Source organism: Micromonospora sp. WMMB235 (assembly GCF_001855515.1).
GTDB classification, from domain to species: Bacteria; Actinomycetota; Actinomycetes; order Mycobacteriales; family Micromonosporaceae; genus Micromonospora; species Micromonospora aurantiaca.
The window spans coordinates 5,244,635-5,261,080 of the sequence record NZ_MDRX01000001.1 but is presented as its reverse complement, the minus strand read 5'-3'; the positions used below and the strand labels follow the sequence as shown (position 1 = coordinate 5,261,080).

Here is a 16,446-nt window from a genome sequence, read left to right as displayed (position 1 = left end):
GGCGTGGCCGGGCCGGTCTCCAGCCCGGCCGCGCCTGCGGTCCGCCCGCCTGACGCTCAGAGCTTGTCGATCGGGGCGTGCCGCAGCACCAGCCACATGGTCTGGTCGCCGAAGTCGATCTGGGCCCGGGCACCCGGCCCGGCCCCCTCCACCGCCAGCACCCGGCCCAGGCCGTACCGCTGGTGGTTGACCCGGTCGCCCACCGCGACCTTCGGAGCCTGCTTCAGCTCGCTCGCGGTGGCCAGCCGGCTGGCGTCCACGCCCAGCCGCTTCGCCAGCTCGGTCGCCTTGGGCGTGCCGCCGGCGAAGCCGCTGCGGCCCAGCCGGTCCGCCCGGCCGCCGACGCCCCCGCCTCCGCCGCCCCACGAGGTGTACGACCCCTCGGTGCGCTCCCAGCGGACCAGCTCGGGCGGCAGCTCCTCCAGGAACCGCGACGGCGGGTTGTAGGCGGGCGCGCCCCAGGCCGACCGGGTCACCGCGCGGGACAGGTAGAGACGCTGGCGGGCCCGGGTGATGCCCACGTACGCCAGCCGCCGCTCCTCCTCCAGCTCGCGGGTGTCGCCGAGCGAGCGCAGGTGCGGGAAGACGCCGTCCTCCAGGCCGGTCAGGAAGACCACCGGGAACTCCAGGCCCTTGGCGGTGTGCAGCGTCATCAGCGTGACCACCCCTTGGTGGTCCGGGTCGTCGGAGGGGATCTGGTCGGCGTCGGCGACGAGCGCCACCTGCTCCAGGAAACCGGCGAGCGTGGCTCGCTCGTCGTCGGCGCCGAGCGCCTCGATCCGCTCGGTGTACTCCCGGGCGACGCTCACCAGTTCCTGGAGGTTGTCCACCCGGCCGGCGTCCTGTGGGTCGAGGCTCTCCTCCAGCTCGGCCAGGTAGCCGGAGCGGGTCAGCACCGCCTCCAGCACCTCCTCCGGGGTGCCGGTGCCGGCCAGCTCCCGCGCCGCGTCGAGCAACGCGACGAACTCGGCGATGCCGTTCGCCGCCCGGGTGGAGATGCCCGGCGCGTCCTTGGCCCGGCGCAACGCGGCGCCGAAGGAGATGCGGTCCCGGGCACTCAGCGCCTCCACGCACGCCTCGGCCCGCTCGCCGATGCCCCGGCGCGGGGTGTTGAGAACCCGGCGCAGGCTGACCGTGTCGTCGTCGTTGACCACGGCGCGCAGGTACGCGAGCGCGTCGCGGACCTCCTTGCGCTCGTAGAAGCGCACCCCGCCGACCACCTTGTAGGGCAGGCCGACCCGGATGAACACCTCCTCGAACACGCGGGACATGGCGTTCGTGCGGTAGAACACCGCCACGTCGCCCGGGCGGGTCTCGCCGTCGTCGACCAGCCGGTCGATCTCCCGGGCCACCCAGTCGGCCTCGGCGTGCTCGGTGTCGGCGACGTACCCGACGATCTGCTCGCCGGACCCGGCGTCGCTCCACAGCCGCTTCGGCTTGCGGGAGGTGTTGCGGTCGATCACCGCGTTGGCGGCGTTGAGGATGGTCTGGGTCGAGCGGTAGTTCTGCTCCAGCAGGATCGTGCGGGCGTCGGTGAAGTCCCGCTCGAACTCCAGGATGTTGCGGATGGTCGCGCCGCGGAACGCGTAGATCGACTGGTCGGCGTCACCGACCACGCACAGCTCCGCCGGCGGGATCCCCTCGGTACCGGAGACCAGTTCCTTGATCAGCACGTACTGGGCGTGGTTGGTGTCCTGGTACTCGTCCACCAGCACGTGCCGGAACCGGCGCCGGTAGCTCTCCGCCACGTGCGGGTGCGACTGGAGCAGGTGCACAGTCGTCATGATCAGGTCGTCGAAGTCCAGCGCGTGCGCCTCGCGCAGCCGCCGCTGGTAGAGCGTGTACGCCTCGGCCAGCGCCCGCTCGTTCGGCCCCTTGGCCCGGCCGGCGAACTCCTCCGGGTCGACCAGCTCGTTCTTCAGGTTCGACACCTGGGCGGCCAGGCCCCGGGCCGGGTAGCGCTTCGGGTCCAGATCCAGCTCGCGGGCGACCATCTGCATCAACCGGCGCGAGTCGTCCGCGTCGTAGATCGAGAACGTCGACTTCAGGCCGGCGTGCTCGTGCTCGGCCCGCAGGATGCGTACGCAGGCGGAGTGGAACGTCGAGACCCACATGAGCCGGGCGCGCGGGCCGACCAGCGCGGCCACCCGCTCCTTCATCTCACCGGCGGCCTTGTTGGTGAAGGTGATCGCGATGATCTCGCCGGGGTGCACGTCGCGGGCGGCGAGCAGGTAGGCGATCCGGTTGGTCAGCACCCGGGTCTTGCCGGACCCGGCGCCGGCCACGATCAGCAGCGGGGAGCCGGCGTGGGTCACCGCGTTCCGTTGGGGGCCGTTCAGGCCGTCGAGGAGGGCGGCCGGGTCCGACCCGGCGCCCCCGGGACGGCGCGGCGGGGTCGGCCGGGACTCCGGCGCGGGCGGGGACTCCGGCGCGGGCGGGGATGTGGGAATGTCGAAGAGAGGATGCATCGCAGCCCGAGTCTATGCCGCCGGGCGGACACTTCCCCGCCCGCGCCGCCGCCCGGCGCACGCCGTCACGTCTCACCTGTTGGTGCGTCTTCTTGCGCGCCCGCCCGGGTGGTCGGCATACTCGACGACGTGTTCGATCAGCGCTTCTACTTTTACTACGGCACCGGGAGTCCGGCAGCCGTGGGTCGCGCCTGATCACAGACCTACGAAACGCCCCGGGCTCCCCGAGCCCGGGGCTTTTCCGTCCCGGGATCCGGGTACCGGGCCCGAGCCCCGAGAGGGACGACGATGATGACTGACGTGGTGGAGTCCAGCGGCAGCCTGGCGCGGCACGACCGGCCGGCCGGCGGCGACCCGACCGGCGCCGCGGCGGCCCGGACCGGCACCGACGACGCGGCGGCGGCGGAACGGATCGGTGAGATCCGGCGGCGGATCGACGAGATCGACCGCACCCTCATCGCGCTCTGGCAGGAGCGGGCAGCGCTCTCCCAGGAGGTCGGCGCGACCCGGATGGCGTCCGGCGGCACCCGGCTGGTGCTCTCCCGCGAGCGGGAGATCCTGGAGCGGTTCCGGTCCGAACTCGGCGCCGACGGCACCCAGCTCGCGCTCCTGCTGCTGCGCGCCGGCCGCGGCCCGCTGTGACGGCCACGGAGGCGCTGTGACGGCCACGGAGACGACGAACCGCCTGCCGGCGTCGGGCTGACGCCGGCAGGCGGTCCGGAACGGATCAGGCCACCTCGTGGGTGACGACGATCTCCCGCTTCTCCGCGAAATGGCAGGCGCTCGGGTGGTCCGAGCCCGGCCGGATCTGGAGCAGCGGCACCTCCTGGGCGCAGACGTCCTGCGCCTTCCAGCACCGGGTGCGGAACCGGCAGCCCGAGGGCGGGCTGACCGGCGAGGGCACGTCGCCCTGGAGCCGGATGATCGCCTTGCTCTCCCGCACGGTCGGGTCCGGCACCGGCACCGCCGACAGCAGCGCCTGGGTGTACGGGTGGGTCGGCCGCTCGTAGATCTCGTCCTCGGTGCCGATCTCCACCATCTTGCCCAGGTACATCACGGCGACCCGGTCGGAGAGGTGCCGCACCACCGACAGGTCGTGGGCGATGAAGACGTACGACAGCCCGAACTCGGCCTGGAGCTTCTCCAGCAGGTTCATCACCTGAGCCTGGATCGAGACGTCCAGGGCCGACACCGGCTCGTCGCAGACGATCACCTCGGGCCGCAGCGCCAGCGCCCGGGCGATGCCGATGCGCTGCCGCTGACCGCCGGAGAACTGGTGCGGGTACCGGTTGATGTGCTCCGGGTTGAGGCCGACCAGGTCGAGCAGCTCCTTGACCTTGTTGCGCCGGCTGCCGCGCGGGGCCACCTCGGGGTGGATCTCGAACGGCTCGCCGATCAGGTCACCCACCGTCATCCGGGGGTTCAGCGAGGTGTACGGGTCCTGCATCACCAGCTGGATCTGCCGGCGCAGCCGCCGCAGCGCGCCACCGGAGAGCTTGGAGATGTCCTGGCCCTTGTAGAGCACCTGGCCGCCGGTCGGCTTCTCCAGGTTCATCAGCACCCGGGCCAGCGTCGACTTGCCGCAGCCGGACTCGCCGACCACGCCGAGCGTCTCGCCGGCCTTGAGGTCGAAGGAGACGCCGTCGACCGCCTTGACCTGACCGATGGTCTTCTTGAACACCACGCCCCGGGTCACGGGGTAGTGCTTGACCAGGTCACGGACCTCGATGATGTTCTCAGTCACGGTTCACCAGTTCCTCGGCGAAGTGGCAGGCGCTGGCCCGGCCGTTGCCCAGTTGCAGCAGCGGCGGGACCTTCTCCCGGCACATCGGCTGCGCCATCGGGCAGCGCGGGTTGAACGCGCAGCCCGTCGGGATGTTCATCAGGTTCGGCGGAAGGCCCTTGATGGTCCGGAGCTCCTGCCCCTTCTCGTCCATCCGCGGGATCGAGTTGAGCAGGCCGAGCGTGTACGGGTGTGCCGGCTTGCGGTACAGGTCGTAGACGTCGGCTTCCTCGACGATCCGGCCGGCGTACATGACCGCGATCCGGTCCGCGACGTCGGCGACCACGCCGAGGTCGTGGGTGATCAGGATCATGCCCATCTGCCGTTCCCGCTGGAGCTCGCCGAGCAGGTCCATGATCTGGGCCTGCACGGTCACGTCGAGCGCGGTGGTCGGCTCGTCGGCGATCAGCACCTCGGGGTCCAGCGCCAGCGACATGGCGATCATGGCGCGCTGCCGCATACCGCCGGAGAACTGGTGCGGGTAGTTGCTGAACCGGCCCTTGGCGTTGGGGATCTTCACCTGGTCGAGCATCTCGATCGCGCGCTTCTTGGCGTCCGAGCGGCTCATGCCGCGGCGGATGCGGAACTGCTCGGCGATCTGGAAGCCGACTGTGAAAACCGGGTTGAGGGCCGAGAGCGAGTCCTGGAAGATCATGGCGATGCCCTCGCCCCGGATCCGCCGCCGCTGCTCGGGGGACATGGTGAGCATGTCCTTGCCGTGGAAGCGGACCTTGCCGCCGGTGACGAAGCCGGGCGGGGTGTCCAGGATGCCCATGATGGTCTGCGCGGTGACGCTCTTGCCGGAGCCGGACTCGCCGAGCACGGCGAGGGTCTCCCCCGCGTCGACGTGGTACGTGACTCCGTTGATGACCTTGGCGACGCCGTCCCGGGTGCGGAACTCCACCCGAAGGTCGTCGACCTCGAGCAGCCGACCCGAGGGGCGGCCGGATCCGTCGGCGCCCGGCGAGGACTGCTCGGACACGAGAATGTCGGACAACTCAGTTCCCCTATCGGAGCTTCGGGTCGAGGGCCTCGCGGACCGCCTCGCCGAGCATGACGAAGCTCAGCACGGCGGCGACGAGGAACGCGGAGGGGAAGAACAGCAGGTAGGGCGAGACCCGGATGTAGTTCTGCGCCTCGCTGATCATGATGCCCCAGGAGACGACCGGGCTCTTCAGGCCGATGCCCAGGAACGAGAGCGTGGCCTCCGCGCCGATGAACGAGCCGACCATGATCGTGCCGTAGACCAGCAGCGGGGCCAGGCAGTTCGGCAGCAGGTGCTTGAGGATGATCCGGCCGGTGCCGGCGCCGAGCGCGCGGGCCGCGACGATGTAGTCGGCCTCCTTGGTGGCGAGCACCGAGGAGCGCATCAGCCGCATCACGACCGGCCAGCTCAGCACGCTCAGGGACAGGATGACCAGGCCCATGATCGTCCACTCGCCGTTGTCGGAGCCGGACCCGTTGAACGTGGTCAGGATGACGATCGAGCCGAGCACGAACGGCAGGCCGAAGAAGATGTCCGCGATGCGGGAGAGCAGCGCGTCCACCCAGCCGCCGCGGTAGCCGGCGATGATGCCCATCGTGCCGCCGACCAGCAGCGTCAGGAAGGTGGAGACCACAGCCACCACGATCGAGGCGCGGGCGCCGTAGATGACCCGGGCGTAGACGTCGCGGCCCTGCACGTCGTAGCCGAACCAGGCGGCCGACGACGGCTCGACCCGGCTGCGGTCCAGCGAGCCGTTCACCGCGTCGCCGGAGGTGAACAGCCACGGGAAGGCCGCCATCACGAGGAAGACCAGGATGATCGTCGCCGAGATCCAGAACAGCGGCTTGCGGCGCAGGTCGATCCAGGCGTCACCGAGCAGGCCACGCGGCTTGTTCTGCTTCGCGCTCTCCGGCAGGCCCGCGTTGGTGGGCGCGCCCGACCCCGCCTCGGTGGGCATGGTCGCGGGCGGCGTCGACACGATCGACGCGGTATTCGGGTCACTCATGCCCGTACCTCGCTGCGCTCGGCACGGGCGTGGTTGCCCGCGCAGACTGCTGGGACGTTTCGTACGCTGCGGCGGTCACTCATAGCGGATCCTCGGGTCGAGGGCGGCGTAGAGCAGGTCCACCACCAGGTTCATGATGAGATAGACGAGCACCAGCACCACAACGATGCCGACAACGGTAGCGCTCTCCTTGGTGACGATCGAGCGGAGCACCTGCCGGCCGATGCCGTTGATGCCGAAGATGCCCTCCGTCACGATCGCGCCACCCATCAGCGCGCCGAGGTCGGTGCCGAGCAGGGTGACCACCGGGATGAGCGAGTTGCGCAGCAGGTGCACGCCGACCACGCGGCGCATCGGGAGACCCTTGGCGATCGCGGTGCGGACGTAGTCGGCACGCCGGTTCTCGGCGATGCTCGTACGCGCCACCCGGGCGATGTACGCCATCGATGCGCTTCCGAGCACGAAGCCCGGCACGATCAGTTCGCTGAACCGCATCTCGTTGGACACGGTCGGGTTGATGATGCCCCACTTCACGCCGAGCAGCCACTGCAGCACGAAGCCGATGACGAAGACCGGGAGGGCGATCAGGAAGAGGGTGGAGACCAGGACCAGGTTGTCCAGGAAGCCGTTGCGCCGCAGGCCGGTCAGGATGCCGGCGCCGAGACCGATCACGGCCTCGATGGCGAGGGCGACCACCGCCAGCTTCAGGGTGTTCGGGTACGACGTGGCGATGATGTCGCTGATCTCGCGACCGCCGAACGTGATACCGAAGTCACCCTGCAGAAGGTTCTTCATGTAGCTGGCGTACTGCACCCAGATCGACTCGTCGAGGTTGTACTTCTCGGTCATCATGGCGCGGTAGTTCGGCGGGCAACCGCGGTCGCCGCACTTGCCGGCGAAGGGGTCACCGGGCACCGACCAGACGAGCCAGTAGATCAGGAACGTCGTGCCGATGAACACCGGCACGAGTTGCAGCAGCCGTCTCAAGAGATAACGGCCCATGGGGTGGTCCTCCAGACAGGGAGCGCCGGGGCGGGCCGGCGCGGCGGCGACAACGTTTGCGAGGGGTTCGTTGTACACCCCCTCGCGGAACGGCCCCGGGCCGGGCTCACCGGTAGGCGAGCCCGACCCGGGGTCAGACCGTTCGGATCAGAGCTCGACCGAGGTGATGTCGAGCTCGCCGACGTTGGTCAGCTCCAGCTTCTTGATCTTCTCCGAGTGGCCGGACTGCTGGCCACCGAAGTAGATCGGCATCGACGGGACGTCCTGGTCGATGAGCTTGACGGCCTCAGCGAACTTCTTGTGGGCCTCCTCGATGCTGGGGGCCGCGGAGGCCTCCTTGGCGAGGGCGTCCACCTGCGGGTTGCTGTACTTGCCGTCGTTCGAGGAACCACCGGTGACGTAGAGCGGGTTGATCCAGTTCTCCACGTCCGGGTAGTCCTGCTGCCAGCCGGCCCGGTAGGCACCGGTCATCTTGTAGGCGTTGATGTTGGCGCGGAAGACCGCGAAGGTCGGCACGCCGACGGCAACAGCGTCGATGCCCAGGTTGGTCTTGATCTGCTGGGCGACGGCCTCCATCCACTCCTTGTGGCTGGCGTCCGCGTTGTACGACAGGGTCAGCTTGCCCTGGAAGCCACCGGCCTCCTGGAGGAGCTGCTTGGCCTGGGCCACGTCGAACTTGCAGGCGGTGCAGTTGCCCGGCTCGGCGCCCGGGGTCAGCGGGTTGGCCCAGCTGTCGGCCGGCTTACGGGTACCGAAGAAGATCTTGTCGGTGATCGACTGCCGGTCGATGGACAGCGAGATCGCCTTGCGCAGCTTCGGGTTCTGGAAGCGCTTGTCGTAGATCGGGAAGGCGATGATGCCCGTCGACGGGGTCGTCGAGGCCATGGCCCGCTCGGCCAGGTCGGTCTTCCACTTCTCACCGGCCAGCGCGGAGACCGGAACCTGCTGCTGGAAGTCCAGGTTGCCGGCGAGCAGGTCGTTGTACGCCGCCGTGTCGTCCTGGTAGATCTTGACGGTGACGTCCTTGACCTTCATCTTGTCGCGCAGGCTGTAGTCGTCGAAGCGGGTCAGCTTGATCTCGACGTCGTCCTGCCAGGAGACGAGCTTGACCGGGCCGTTACCGATCGGCTTCTTGCCGAAGTCAGCCGGGGTGGACGAGAAGAACGCGTCCGGCAGCGGCACGAAGGCGCTGTAGCCGAGCTTGGTCGGGAACACGGCGGTCGGCGCGGAGAGCGTGACCTCGAAGTTCCAGTCGTCGACGACCTTCAGGCCGGACATCTCCTTGGCCTTCGGCTCCGGGGCCTTCTGCGGGCCGTCCGGGCCGTCCGGGTCCTCGGTGTAGACCTCGTCGAAGCCCTGGATGTCGGAGAAGAAGGAGGCGTTCTGCGCGCCGTTCGGGCCGTACGCAGCCCAGTTCCAGGCCTTGACGAAGCTCTCGGCCTTGACGGTGGTGCCGTCGTGGAACTTGGTGTTCTGCTTGATCTTGACCTTGAAGACCTTCGAGTCGCTCGTGTCGATCGACTCGGCGAGCAGGTTCTGCGGCGCCCCACCGTTGTTGGGGTACTCGACCAGACCGCTCCACATCCAGTCGATGATCGCGCCGCCACCGGTCTCGGTGGTGTTCGCCGGAACCAGGGGGTTCTCCGGCTGGGTGCCGTCGATGACGATCGCGCCGTCCTTGCTGGCGCCGGCGTCGCCACCGTCGTTGTTCCCGCTGGAGCAGCCGGACGCGACGAGCGCGAATGCCGCGCCCACCGCGAGCGCGCCGCTCGCCCGCTTCGAGACTCTCATTCCGAGGGGCCTCCTCTTTCTAACCTGGTTCCGTCGTGAGTTTCACGCACGTCTTTGGGGGTGACACCACCGGCGACCCGAACCGCAGGACGCCGGTTTACCGCAGAGGAATTCGGGACACCCCAGGGGTACCGATCCGCCGGGCGCCACACCCTGGACGAGACACCGCGCAGGGTCGGCGACCACGCGGCGGCGCGAAAGACGGCGTCACGTGGTCGGCAGGCCCGACGAGATGCCTCACACCGGGGGGTGAGGTGCTGCCACTGTGACACCAACCGGCCCTTTCCGTGAAGGTGCCGTTATCAAGCCGTTAGTTGGTCGCCACGTTGCCGATACTTGAGAAAAGATCACAAAGCGCACGGACGATAGGGCCCTGAACAGGCAAGACGGGCACAGACAGGTCGACGGACATCCCTGCGACACGGGAGGCTGTGACGTTCACCGCGCCGGCGTCGGCCCCCTTCGCGGGTACCCGACTGCCGGGTTTTTTGTCCGTCCGGATGATGCCATGCCGACCGAGCGGGCACCACCGGCACCCCCGGGGTACGAGGTCGCCGAGGCCCCGCCCCCGGGCGGGCGTCGGTTCCTAGACCAGCCGGCGGTCGGCGGCCCACCGGGACAGCTCGTACCGGTTCGACATCTGGAGCTTGCGCAACACGTTGGAGACGTGCGTCTCGACCGTCTTGATCGAGATGTACAGCTCCTTGGCGATCTCCTTGTACGCGTACCCCCGGGCGAGCAGCCGCAGCACCTCGCGCTCGCGGTTGGTGAGCTGGTCCAGCTCGGGGTCGGCCACCGGCGCGTCCGGCCGGGAGGCGAACGCGTCGAGCACGAACCCGGCCAGCCGCGGGCTGAACACCGCGTCGCCGTCGGCCACCCGCCGGATCGCGTCGGTCAGCTCCTCCGGCGAGATCGTCTTCGTGACGTACCCCCGCGCGCCGGCGCGGATCAGGCCGATCACGTCCTCGGCGGCGTCGGAGACGCTCAGCGCCAGGAACCGCACCTGCGGGTGGGTACGCCGCATCGCCTCCAGCACCGCGCGGCCACCACCGTCGGGCATGTGCACGTCGAGCAGCACCACGTCCGGAGCGGTGGCGGCGATCCGGGTCACCGCCTCGGCCACCGAGCTGGCCTCACCGACCACCTCCACGCGCGTGCCCAGCTCGGCGCGGACGCCGGCCCGGAACATCGCGTGGTCGTCGACGAGGAACACCCGCAGCGGCCCGCTCGGCGCCGTACCCTCGACCGGTTCCTGCTCGGACATGTCACTTGTCCCTTTCCGCCGTGGAGCCGGAGCCGCTGATCGGCAGGATCAGCCGGACCTCGGTCCCTTCCCCCGGCTCGGACCGGATCTCCGCCCGGCCGCCGTGCCGCTTCATCCGTCCGATGATCGAGCCCCGGACGCCGTGCCGGTGATTCTCCACCGTATCCGGGTCGAAGCCCTTGCCCCGGTCCCGGACGAACACGCTCACCTGCTCCGGCTCCACCTCGGCGTACAGCGACACGGTCTGCACACCGGCGTGGCGGGCCGCGTTGACCAGGGCCTCCCGGGCGGCGGCCACGATCGCGCCCACCCGCTCGTCGGTCTCCCGGTCGCCGACCACCACCACCTCGACGGTGATGGCGAACGTGTCCTCCACCTCGGCGGCGGCCTGCTCCAGGGCGGCCGCGAAGCGCTCGGTGGGCGAGGCGGCCGGCTTGTAGAGCCAGTTGCGCAGCGAGCGCTCCTGACCCCGGGCCAGCCGCTGCACCGTCTTGACGTCGCTGGCGTTGCGCTGGATCAGGGCCAGCGTGTGCAGGACCTGGTCGTGCACCATCGCGGCCAGTTCGGCGCGCTCCTGCTCACGGATGCGGCCCTCCCGCTCGGAGCGGAGCTGGTTCCAGGTGCGCCAGAGCACCGGACCGGTGACCACACCCACGCCGGCCAGCCCGACCAGCGCGAAGATCACGCCGTTGAGCACCGCGTCGAAGTTCTGCGCCGGCGAGTAGACGGCCGCCACGCCGATGATGCCCACCGCGACGAGCACGCCGCCGCCGATGAAGCGCAGCACGAACGCGCGCCTGTCGCTCTCCTCCACCACCGCGCCCAGCCAGGGCACCGCCGAGTCGCCCCACTGCCGGCGGCGCTCCGGGGCGGACTGGTGCCAGATGACGCCCGCGCCGACCGCGATGATCGCCACCAGCCAGCCGGCGGTGCCGGCCGCGCCCACCGAGTTGAACGCGACCACCTGGAGCAGCAGCACGCCGAGCCCGATCACCACGAACGGCAGCAGCTGGGCGAGGTCGCGGCGGGGCGGGACGGCGGTGTCGCCGGGGCGGGGCGGGACCACCGCCCAGAAGGCGGCGTAGAGCAACAGGCCGAGACCGCTCAGCCCGAGCAGCACCATGAACGCCACGCGTACCCGCAGCACCGGGATGCCCAGGTGCTCGGCGATGCCCGCGGCCACCCCGGCGGCCAGCCGGTGGTCGGTGGCCCGGTAGAGGCGCGGGGCGTGCGGGGCGGGGGTGCTGCTGATCGGAGGCTCCCAGGTCGAGGCGGACGCGCCGGCGGCGCCGACGCCCCGATCGTCACACGGCCGCGACGCCCGGGACCACGGGGACGCCCCGGAGTTTCACCGGCGGAGGATCTCAGGGTGGGGTCAGGGTCGGGTCCGGAGGCTGCTCGGGCGGCCGGGGCAGCAGTATCGAAGGCATGAACGAGGACGCTGCCCGTCCGCCCCGCCCCTGGGCGGCAGCACAGGACGCCCCGCCGCCCCCGCCGGGAGCGGCACCCACCGACCAGGCGACCCCGCCGCCCGGCGGCGGCACGCCGTTCGGCGGTCCGCCACCCGGTGGGTACGCCCCACCGCCCGGCGCCGCCGGCTTCACCACCCGGTACGGCCTGGTACGCCCCCGTGAGGGCCGCTACCTGGCCGGGGTGTGCGCCGCCATCGGCCGGGCCACGAACACCGACCCGGTGCTGTGGCGAGTGCTGCTGGCCGTGCTCGGCTTCTTCGGCGGCATCGGGATCATCGTGTACGTCGCCGGCTGGCTGATCATCCCCGGCGAGGGCGACACCGCCTCGCCGGTGGAGGCCATGCTCGGCCGGGGCCGGTCCAGCATGTCCCCGATCACGGTGATCGTGCTCGGCATCGTGGTGGCGCTCGGCTTCGCCTACGTCGTCACCGACGGGTTCCGGGCGATCCTGCTCGGCGCGGTGATCCTGATCGGCGGCGCGCTCCTGCTCAACCGCGAGCAGCGCGGCCCGGCGCAGCGGCCGGCTCAGCCGGCGCCGCCGCACGGTTCCCCGCCGGGTCCGGTACCACCGGTGGCCTGGCCCGCGCCGCCGGCCCCGGCGCCGGGCACCTGGACCGCGGCTCCCCCCGCGGCACAGTGGACCGGCACACCCGCCGGACCGGCACACCCCGCGGCGGCGCCGTCCGGCGGCATGCCCGCCGAGCCCGGCTACCCGCCGGCGCCCGCCTCCGAGCCCGGCTACCCGCCGGTGTCCGCGTCCGAGCCGGGCTACCCGCCGGCGGCGCCGTCCGAGCCGGGGCACCCGGCCACGTCCGACGCGGAGCGCGAGCCGGGCCACCCCGGGCCTACTACCGGCTACCCGACGCTGCCGGCGCCGGGCTGGCCCGCCGCGGCCGGCACCCGGCCGGGCCCGTCCGAGCCGACGACCGTCGCGATGCAGCACGTGACCGGCCCGGTCGCCGACACCGCCACCTGGCCCGCGTACGGCGCGCGCCCGGCCTGGCCGGGCGCGCGGGACGCCGGGGCCCGGCTGGACGAGCCGGCCGCCGTGCCGCCGCCCGCGCCGGTGGGCGCACCGCTGCCGCCCGGCGGTTACCGGCCGCCGTTCGCCCCGCACGGCCCGTACGCCGGATCGCCGCCCGTCCCGCCGCCCTTTCCGCCACCGGTCCGGCCGCCGCGACCGCCGAAGCGGCCCAAGGAGCGCTCGCCGCTCGGCGCGATCACGTTCTCGCTGATCTTCCTGGCGCTCGGCATGGTCGCAATGCTCGACCTGCTCGACGTCTTCCCGGTCGGCGCCGCCGGCTACTTCGCCGCGGTACTCGCGACCATCGGCCTCGGTCTGCTCGTCGGCACCTGGTTCGGCCGGGCCCGCTGGCTGATCGCCCTGGGCCTGGTGACAGCGGCGGCGCTCGGCATCGCCACCGTCGCCGAGTCCTACGACCGGGTACGCGGCATCGACGGCAACGTCACCTGGGCGCCGACCGACCTGCGCGACCTGGCCGACCGGTACGAGAACAACCTCGGTGACGCGACGCTCGACCTGCGCGGGATCGACTTCGACAAGCAGGACGTCCAGGTGACTGTCGACGTGAACCTCGGCAACGCGACAGTTGTCGTACCGCCGGACGTCGACGTGACCACTGTGGCCGACGTGAACGCCGGCGACGCCACTGTCTTCGGCCGGCGCAGCGGCGGGCTCGGCGGTCGTCAGTGGGAGACCACCGACCCGGGCGCCGACGGTCCCGGTGGCGGCAAGCTGCGCCTCTACGTCCACGTGAACGCCGGCAAGCTGGAGGTGACCCGGTGAAGGCACACCGTACCGACATCGTGTCGTTCGCTTTCGGACTCGTCTTCCTCGGCCTGTCCGTCTGGTGGCTGCTGGCCCGGATCCTCGGCCTCTCCGTACCCCCGGTCGGCTGGTTCCTGGCCGGCGGGCTGGTGCTGATCGGACTGCTCGGGCTGATCGGCGCGCTGCGCTCGGGCCGCCCCCCGGAGCAGCCCACCACGCAGCCCGCGCCGGACGTCACGGTCTCGGCGCCGTACGGCTCCCCGGCCGCAGGCCCGGAGACCGCCGGCAGCGCGGAGACGACCGCCGGCCCGGAGACGCCCGACAGCGCCGACGAGTGGGCCACCGAGGCCACGACCGACTCCGCGGAACCGGCCACACGCGAACTGCCGCCGCTCGAGCCACCGGCCGACGAGGCGGCTCCGCAGCGCCGTACGCCGGGGGATCCGGCCTGACCGCGCCACTGCGGCGCCCTCCGGACGCGGCCTATGCTGGTCGGCGGAGATCTCGTCTCCGCCGGCCGGCCCGCGCACCCCGACCATGCCGGAGCCGCCGGCCGGGTCGCCGGAGCCCGCCCCGTCCGTTCGCTATCTCGTCAGGAGCCCGTCCGACATGACCCAGTCCCCCGCCGTGCGCGTCACCGCTCCCTCCGGTGCGGTCCGCATCGGCGAGCGCGCCGCCCGCACGCTCGTCAGCGAGTTCGCCCGGCGTAACGACCCGAAGGCCGGCCTGCTGGTCGGCGCGACCCCGGAGTCCGCGGTGCTGGCCGCCGCGATCGAGGCGCTGCTCCCCGGCGACCGGCTCACAGTGGTGCCGGCGGAGGGCGCCGCGGCGGCCGCGCTGCGCGAACACGTGACCGCGCAGGGCCGCTGGGTCGCCGACCGGGTACGCGTGGTCGACACCCTCGCCGAGGCGGACGCCGCCGCGGTGGTGGTCGTCGCCGAGCCGTTCAGCGGCACCGCGGACGAGGCGCGCGTCGCGATCGACGGGCTGGCGAAATACCTCGCCGAGGGCGCGGTGCTGAGCGTCGCCGCGCCGCTGTTCCGCACCGAGGGTGCCGACGGCGAGCTGGACCGGCAGGGCGTGCTGCACGGCGTACGCACCGACCTGGTGCTGCGCAACACCCCGCCGGTACGCGTGCACCACCTGCGGTTCACCCCGGCGCCGGTCGCGCTCGCGGCCTCGCTGTCCCCTGCGTACCGGCCGTCGAGCGTGCCGCTGACCCGGGGCATGCACATCGACTCGAACGGGGTGGCCGCGGCCGGCATCACGCTCGGCCTGGCCGCCCTGGCCCGGGCCGCGCGGCCGAAGTCGAAGCTCTGGCTGCTGCCGGCGCTGGCCGCCGCGCCGGTGGCCGCGTTCTTCCGCGACCCGGAGCGGGACGTGCCGGAGGACCCGTCGGCGGTGGTCGCCTCGGCGGACGGTCAGGTGCTGTCCGTGCAGCGCCTTCAGGACGAGCGCTTCGGTGACGGCGAGTGGCTGCGGATCGCGGTCTTCCTGTCGGTGCTGGACGTGCACGTCAACCGCGCTCCGGTGGCCGGCAAGGTGGTCGACTACTTCGTCGCCGACGGCGGGTTCGTCAACGCCATGAAGCCGGACGCCGAGCACAACGTGGCGGCGTACACGGTGCTGGACACCGACCACGGCACCGTGGTGGTGGCGCAGCGCACCGGGCTGATCGCCCGCCGGATCGTGCAGCGGGCGCCCGTGGGTTCGCTGCTGGCCCGGGGTGAGCGCTTCGGCCTGATCCGGTTCGGCTCGCGTACCGACGTCTACCTGCCGGCCGACGCCGCGGACCCGCTCGTCGGGCCGGGCGACAAGGTGGTCGGCGGCGCGACGGTGATCGCCCGCTGGCGCTGAGCGCCTGACATGAGAGAAGGGGCGCCGCGAGAGCGGCGCCCCTTCTGTCGTTCGCGGGTCAGGCGGTACGGCGCTGGTGCAGCCAGAGCAGCGGCCCGCTGACCAGGTAGCCCACCACCACGAGGGCGAACGTGAGCCGGATGTCGACGAGCGCGCCGACCACCGGGGCCAGCCAGAGCCACGGCGGCAGCTTCAGCAGCCGGGCGAGCTTCGCGTACGGGAAGCTGGACACCATGGCGAAGGCGAGCAGCGCCACGCCGGCCACCATGACCAGGCCGGGAACCGGCACGCCGATGGCCACGGTCAGGGCGAGCACTGCCGCCGCCATGGTGGTCGGCACGCCGCAGAAGAAGCGGCCGTCCTTCGGCGAGACGTTGAACCGGGCGAGCCGGACGGCCGCGCACGCGGCGACGAGCGCGCAGGAGACCGCGGCGGCCGCGGGCGGCGCCGAACCGGCGAGCGAGGCGTAGACCACGACCGGCGCGGCGAGGCCGAACGAGCACATGTCGGCGAGCGAGTCCATCTGCGCGCCGAACGGGCTGGCCACACCGAGCTTGCGGGCCAGCGCGCCGTCGAGGCCGTCGAACGCGACGCACGCGATCAGGCAGATCGCGGCGATCTGCACCTCACCGCGCATGGCCAGGAAGATGGCCAGCATGCCGAGCATGAGGCTGCTCAGCGTGCACGCGTTGACGAGCGCGAACTTGGCCCGGCGGGCGGCGGTGCGCTCACCCGGCAGGAGCGGGATCGACATCGCCGGGGACTCGTCGTCGACGGGTGTCGCCGGGGGAAGCGCCGGGCTGATGGGCCGTACCGCTTCGATGTCGGTGTCGAGCCGGCCGTAGCGGAGGCGCTGGCGGTCGGCGTAACGGTGGTCGGGGGTGACCAGGTCGGTCCCGGAGACGGCCGCGCCGTCCCGGCGGCCCACCCGGACCAGCAGCACCTGGCGGGCGAACGTACTGCTGCGGCGCAACCTGCCCGCCCAGCGACGCCCTGCGGGGCGCGGACTGTCAGTCGTACGACGCCGGC

General features: G+C 71.8%; 13 protein-coding genes. 4 read left to right on the top strand and 9 right to left on the bottom strand.

What is annotated here, in order from left to right; all coding sequences use genetic code 11:
• Positions 1-56 precede the first annotated feature (56 nt).
• Positions 57-2,468: a DNA helicase PcrA gene (pcrA, locus tag BFV98_RS23320; RefSeq protein ID WP_071097803.1), complete on the bottom strand. Its 2,412-nt coding sequence runs from the start codon at positions 2,466-2,468 to the stop codon at positions 57-59.
• A gap of 288 nt (positions 2,469-2,756) precedes the next feature.
• Between pcrA and BFV98_RS23315 the strand changes: the two genes are divergently transcribed.
• Positions 2,757-3,110, top strand: coding sequence for a chorismate mutase (locus BFV98_RS23315; RefSeq protein ID WP_013288519.1), 354 nt, complete (start codon positions 2,757-2,759; stop codon positions 3,108-3,110).
• Positions 3,111-3,195: 85 nt separating this feature from the next.
• Here BFV98_RS23315 and BFV98_RS23310 read toward each other — a convergent pair whose 3' ends face one another.
• From BFV98_RS23310 to BFV98_RS23280, 7 genes are all read right to left on the bottom strand, one after another.
• On the bottom strand, positions 3,196-4,212 hold the full coding sequence (locus BFV98_RS23310; RefSeq protein ID WP_013288520.1) for an ABC transporter ATP-binding protein: 1,017 nt from the start codon (positions 4,210-4,212) through the stop codon (positions 3,196-3,198).
• The gene (locus tag BFV98_RS23305; protein WP_013288521.1) at positions 4,205-5,233 is read right to left on the bottom strand and encodes an ABC transporter ATP-binding protein; all 1,029 of its coding nucleotides are present in this window, start codon (positions 5,231-5,233) and stop codon (positions 4,205-4,207) included. Before BFV98_RS23305 ends, BFV98_RS23310 begins: the two co-directional genes overlap by 8 nt.
• Before the next feature lie 25 nt (positions 5,234-5,258).
• Positions 5,259-6,242: an ABC transporter permease gene (locus BFV98_RS23300; RefSeq protein ID WP_071097801.1), complete on the bottom strand. Its 984-nt coding sequence runs from the start codon at positions 6,240-6,242 to the stop codon at positions 5,259-5,261.
• Between the two features lie 75 nt (positions 6,243-6,317).
• The gene (locus BFV98_RS23295) at positions 6,318-7,244 is read right to left on the bottom strand and encodes an ABC transporter permease (protein ID WP_013288523.1); all 927 of its coding nucleotides are present in this window, start codon (positions 7,242-7,244) and stop codon (positions 6,318-6,320) included.
• A gap of 147 nt (positions 7,245-7,391) precedes the next feature.
• The gene (locus tag BFV98_RS23290) at positions 7,392-9,035 is read right to left on the bottom strand and encodes an ABC transporter substrate-binding protein (RefSeq protein ID WP_013288524.1); all 1,644 of its coding nucleotides are present in this window, start codon (positions 9,033-9,035) and stop codon (positions 7,392-7,394) included.
• Positions 9,036-9,621: 586 nt separating this feature from the next.
• Positions 9,622-10,299, bottom strand: coding sequence for a response regulator transcription factor (locus BFV98_RS23285; protein ID WP_013473634.1), 678 nt, complete (start codon positions 10,297-10,299; stop codon positions 9,622-9,624).
• A 1-nt stretch (position 10,300) separates the two neighbouring features.
• On the bottom strand, positions 10,301-11,551 hold the full coding sequence (locus BFV98_RS23280) for an ATP-binding protein (RefSeq protein WP_083395311.1): 1,251 nt from the start codon (positions 11,549-11,551) through the stop codon (positions 10,301-10,303).
• 176 nt (positions 11,552-11,727) lie between these two features.
• Between BFV98_RS23280 and BFV98_RS23275 the strand changes: the two genes are divergently transcribed.
• From BFV98_RS23275 to BFV98_RS23265, 3 genes are all read left to right on the top strand, one after another.
• Positions 11,728-13,578: a PspC domain-containing protein gene (locus tag BFV98_RS23275; RefSeq protein WP_071097797.1), complete on the top strand. Its 1,851-nt coding sequence runs from the start codon at positions 11,728-11,730 to the stop codon at positions 13,576-13,578.
• A complete protein-coding gene (locus tag BFV98_RS23270; RefSeq protein ID WP_047894659.1) occupies positions 13,575-14,012 on the top strand; it encodes a hypothetical protein in 438 nt (145 codons plus the stop codon). Before BFV98_RS23275 ends, BFV98_RS23270 begins: the two co-directional genes overlap by 4 nt.
• 157 nt (positions 14,013-14,169) lie before the next feature.
• The gene (locus BFV98_RS23265) at positions 14,170-15,417 is read left to right on the top strand and encodes a phosphatidylserine decarboxylase (protein WP_013288529.1); all 1,248 of its coding nucleotides are present in this window, start codon (positions 14,170-14,172) and stop codon (positions 15,415-15,417) included.
• A 58-nt stretch (positions 15,418-15,475) separates the two neighbouring features.
• Here BFV98_RS23265 and BFV98_RS23260 read toward each other — a convergent pair whose 3' ends face one another.
• Entirely contained in the window at positions 15,476-16,390 is a 915-nt protein-coding gene (locus BFV98_RS23260; RefSeq protein ID WP_013288530.1) for a phosphatidylcholine/phosphatidylserine synthase, read from the bottom strand.
• Positions 16,391-16,446 lie beyond the last annotated feature (56 nt).

Bases quoted from the DNA above. Each gene is read 5' to 3' on its own strand.
- BFV98_RS23285 (WP_013473634.1), bottom strand. From the start codon at position 10,299: ATGTCCGAGCAGGAACCGGTCGAGGGTACGGCGCCGAGCGGGCCGCTG.
- BFV98_RS23290 (WP_013288524.1), bottom strand. From the start codon at position 9,035: ATGAGAGTCTCGAAGCGGGCGAGCGGCGCGCTCGCGGTGGGCGCGGCA.
- BFV98_RS23265 (WP_013288529.1), top strand. From the start codon at position 14,170: ATGACCCAGTCCCCCGCCGTGCGCGTCACCGCTCCCTCCGGTGCGGTC.
- BFV98_RS23300 (WP_071097801.1), bottom strand. From the start codon at position 6,242: ATGAGTGACCCGAATACCGCGTCGATCGTGTCGACGCCGCCCGCGACC.
- BFV98_RS23295 (WP_013288523.1), bottom strand. From the start codon at position 7,244: ATGGGCCGTTATCTCTTGAGACGGCTGCTGCAACTCGTGCCGGTGTTC.
- BFV98_RS23275 (WP_071097797.1), top strand. From the start codon at position 11,728: ATGAACGAGGACGCTGCCCGTCCGCCCCGCCCCTGGGCGGCAGCACAG.
- pcrA (WP_071097803.1), bottom strand. From the start codon at position 2,468: ATGCATCCTCTCTTCGACATTCCCACATCCCCGCCCGCGCCGGAGTCC.
- BFV98_RS23315 (WP_013288519.1), top strand. From the start codon at position 2,757: ATGATGACTGACGTGGTGGAGTCCAGCGGCAGCCTGGCGCGGCACGAC.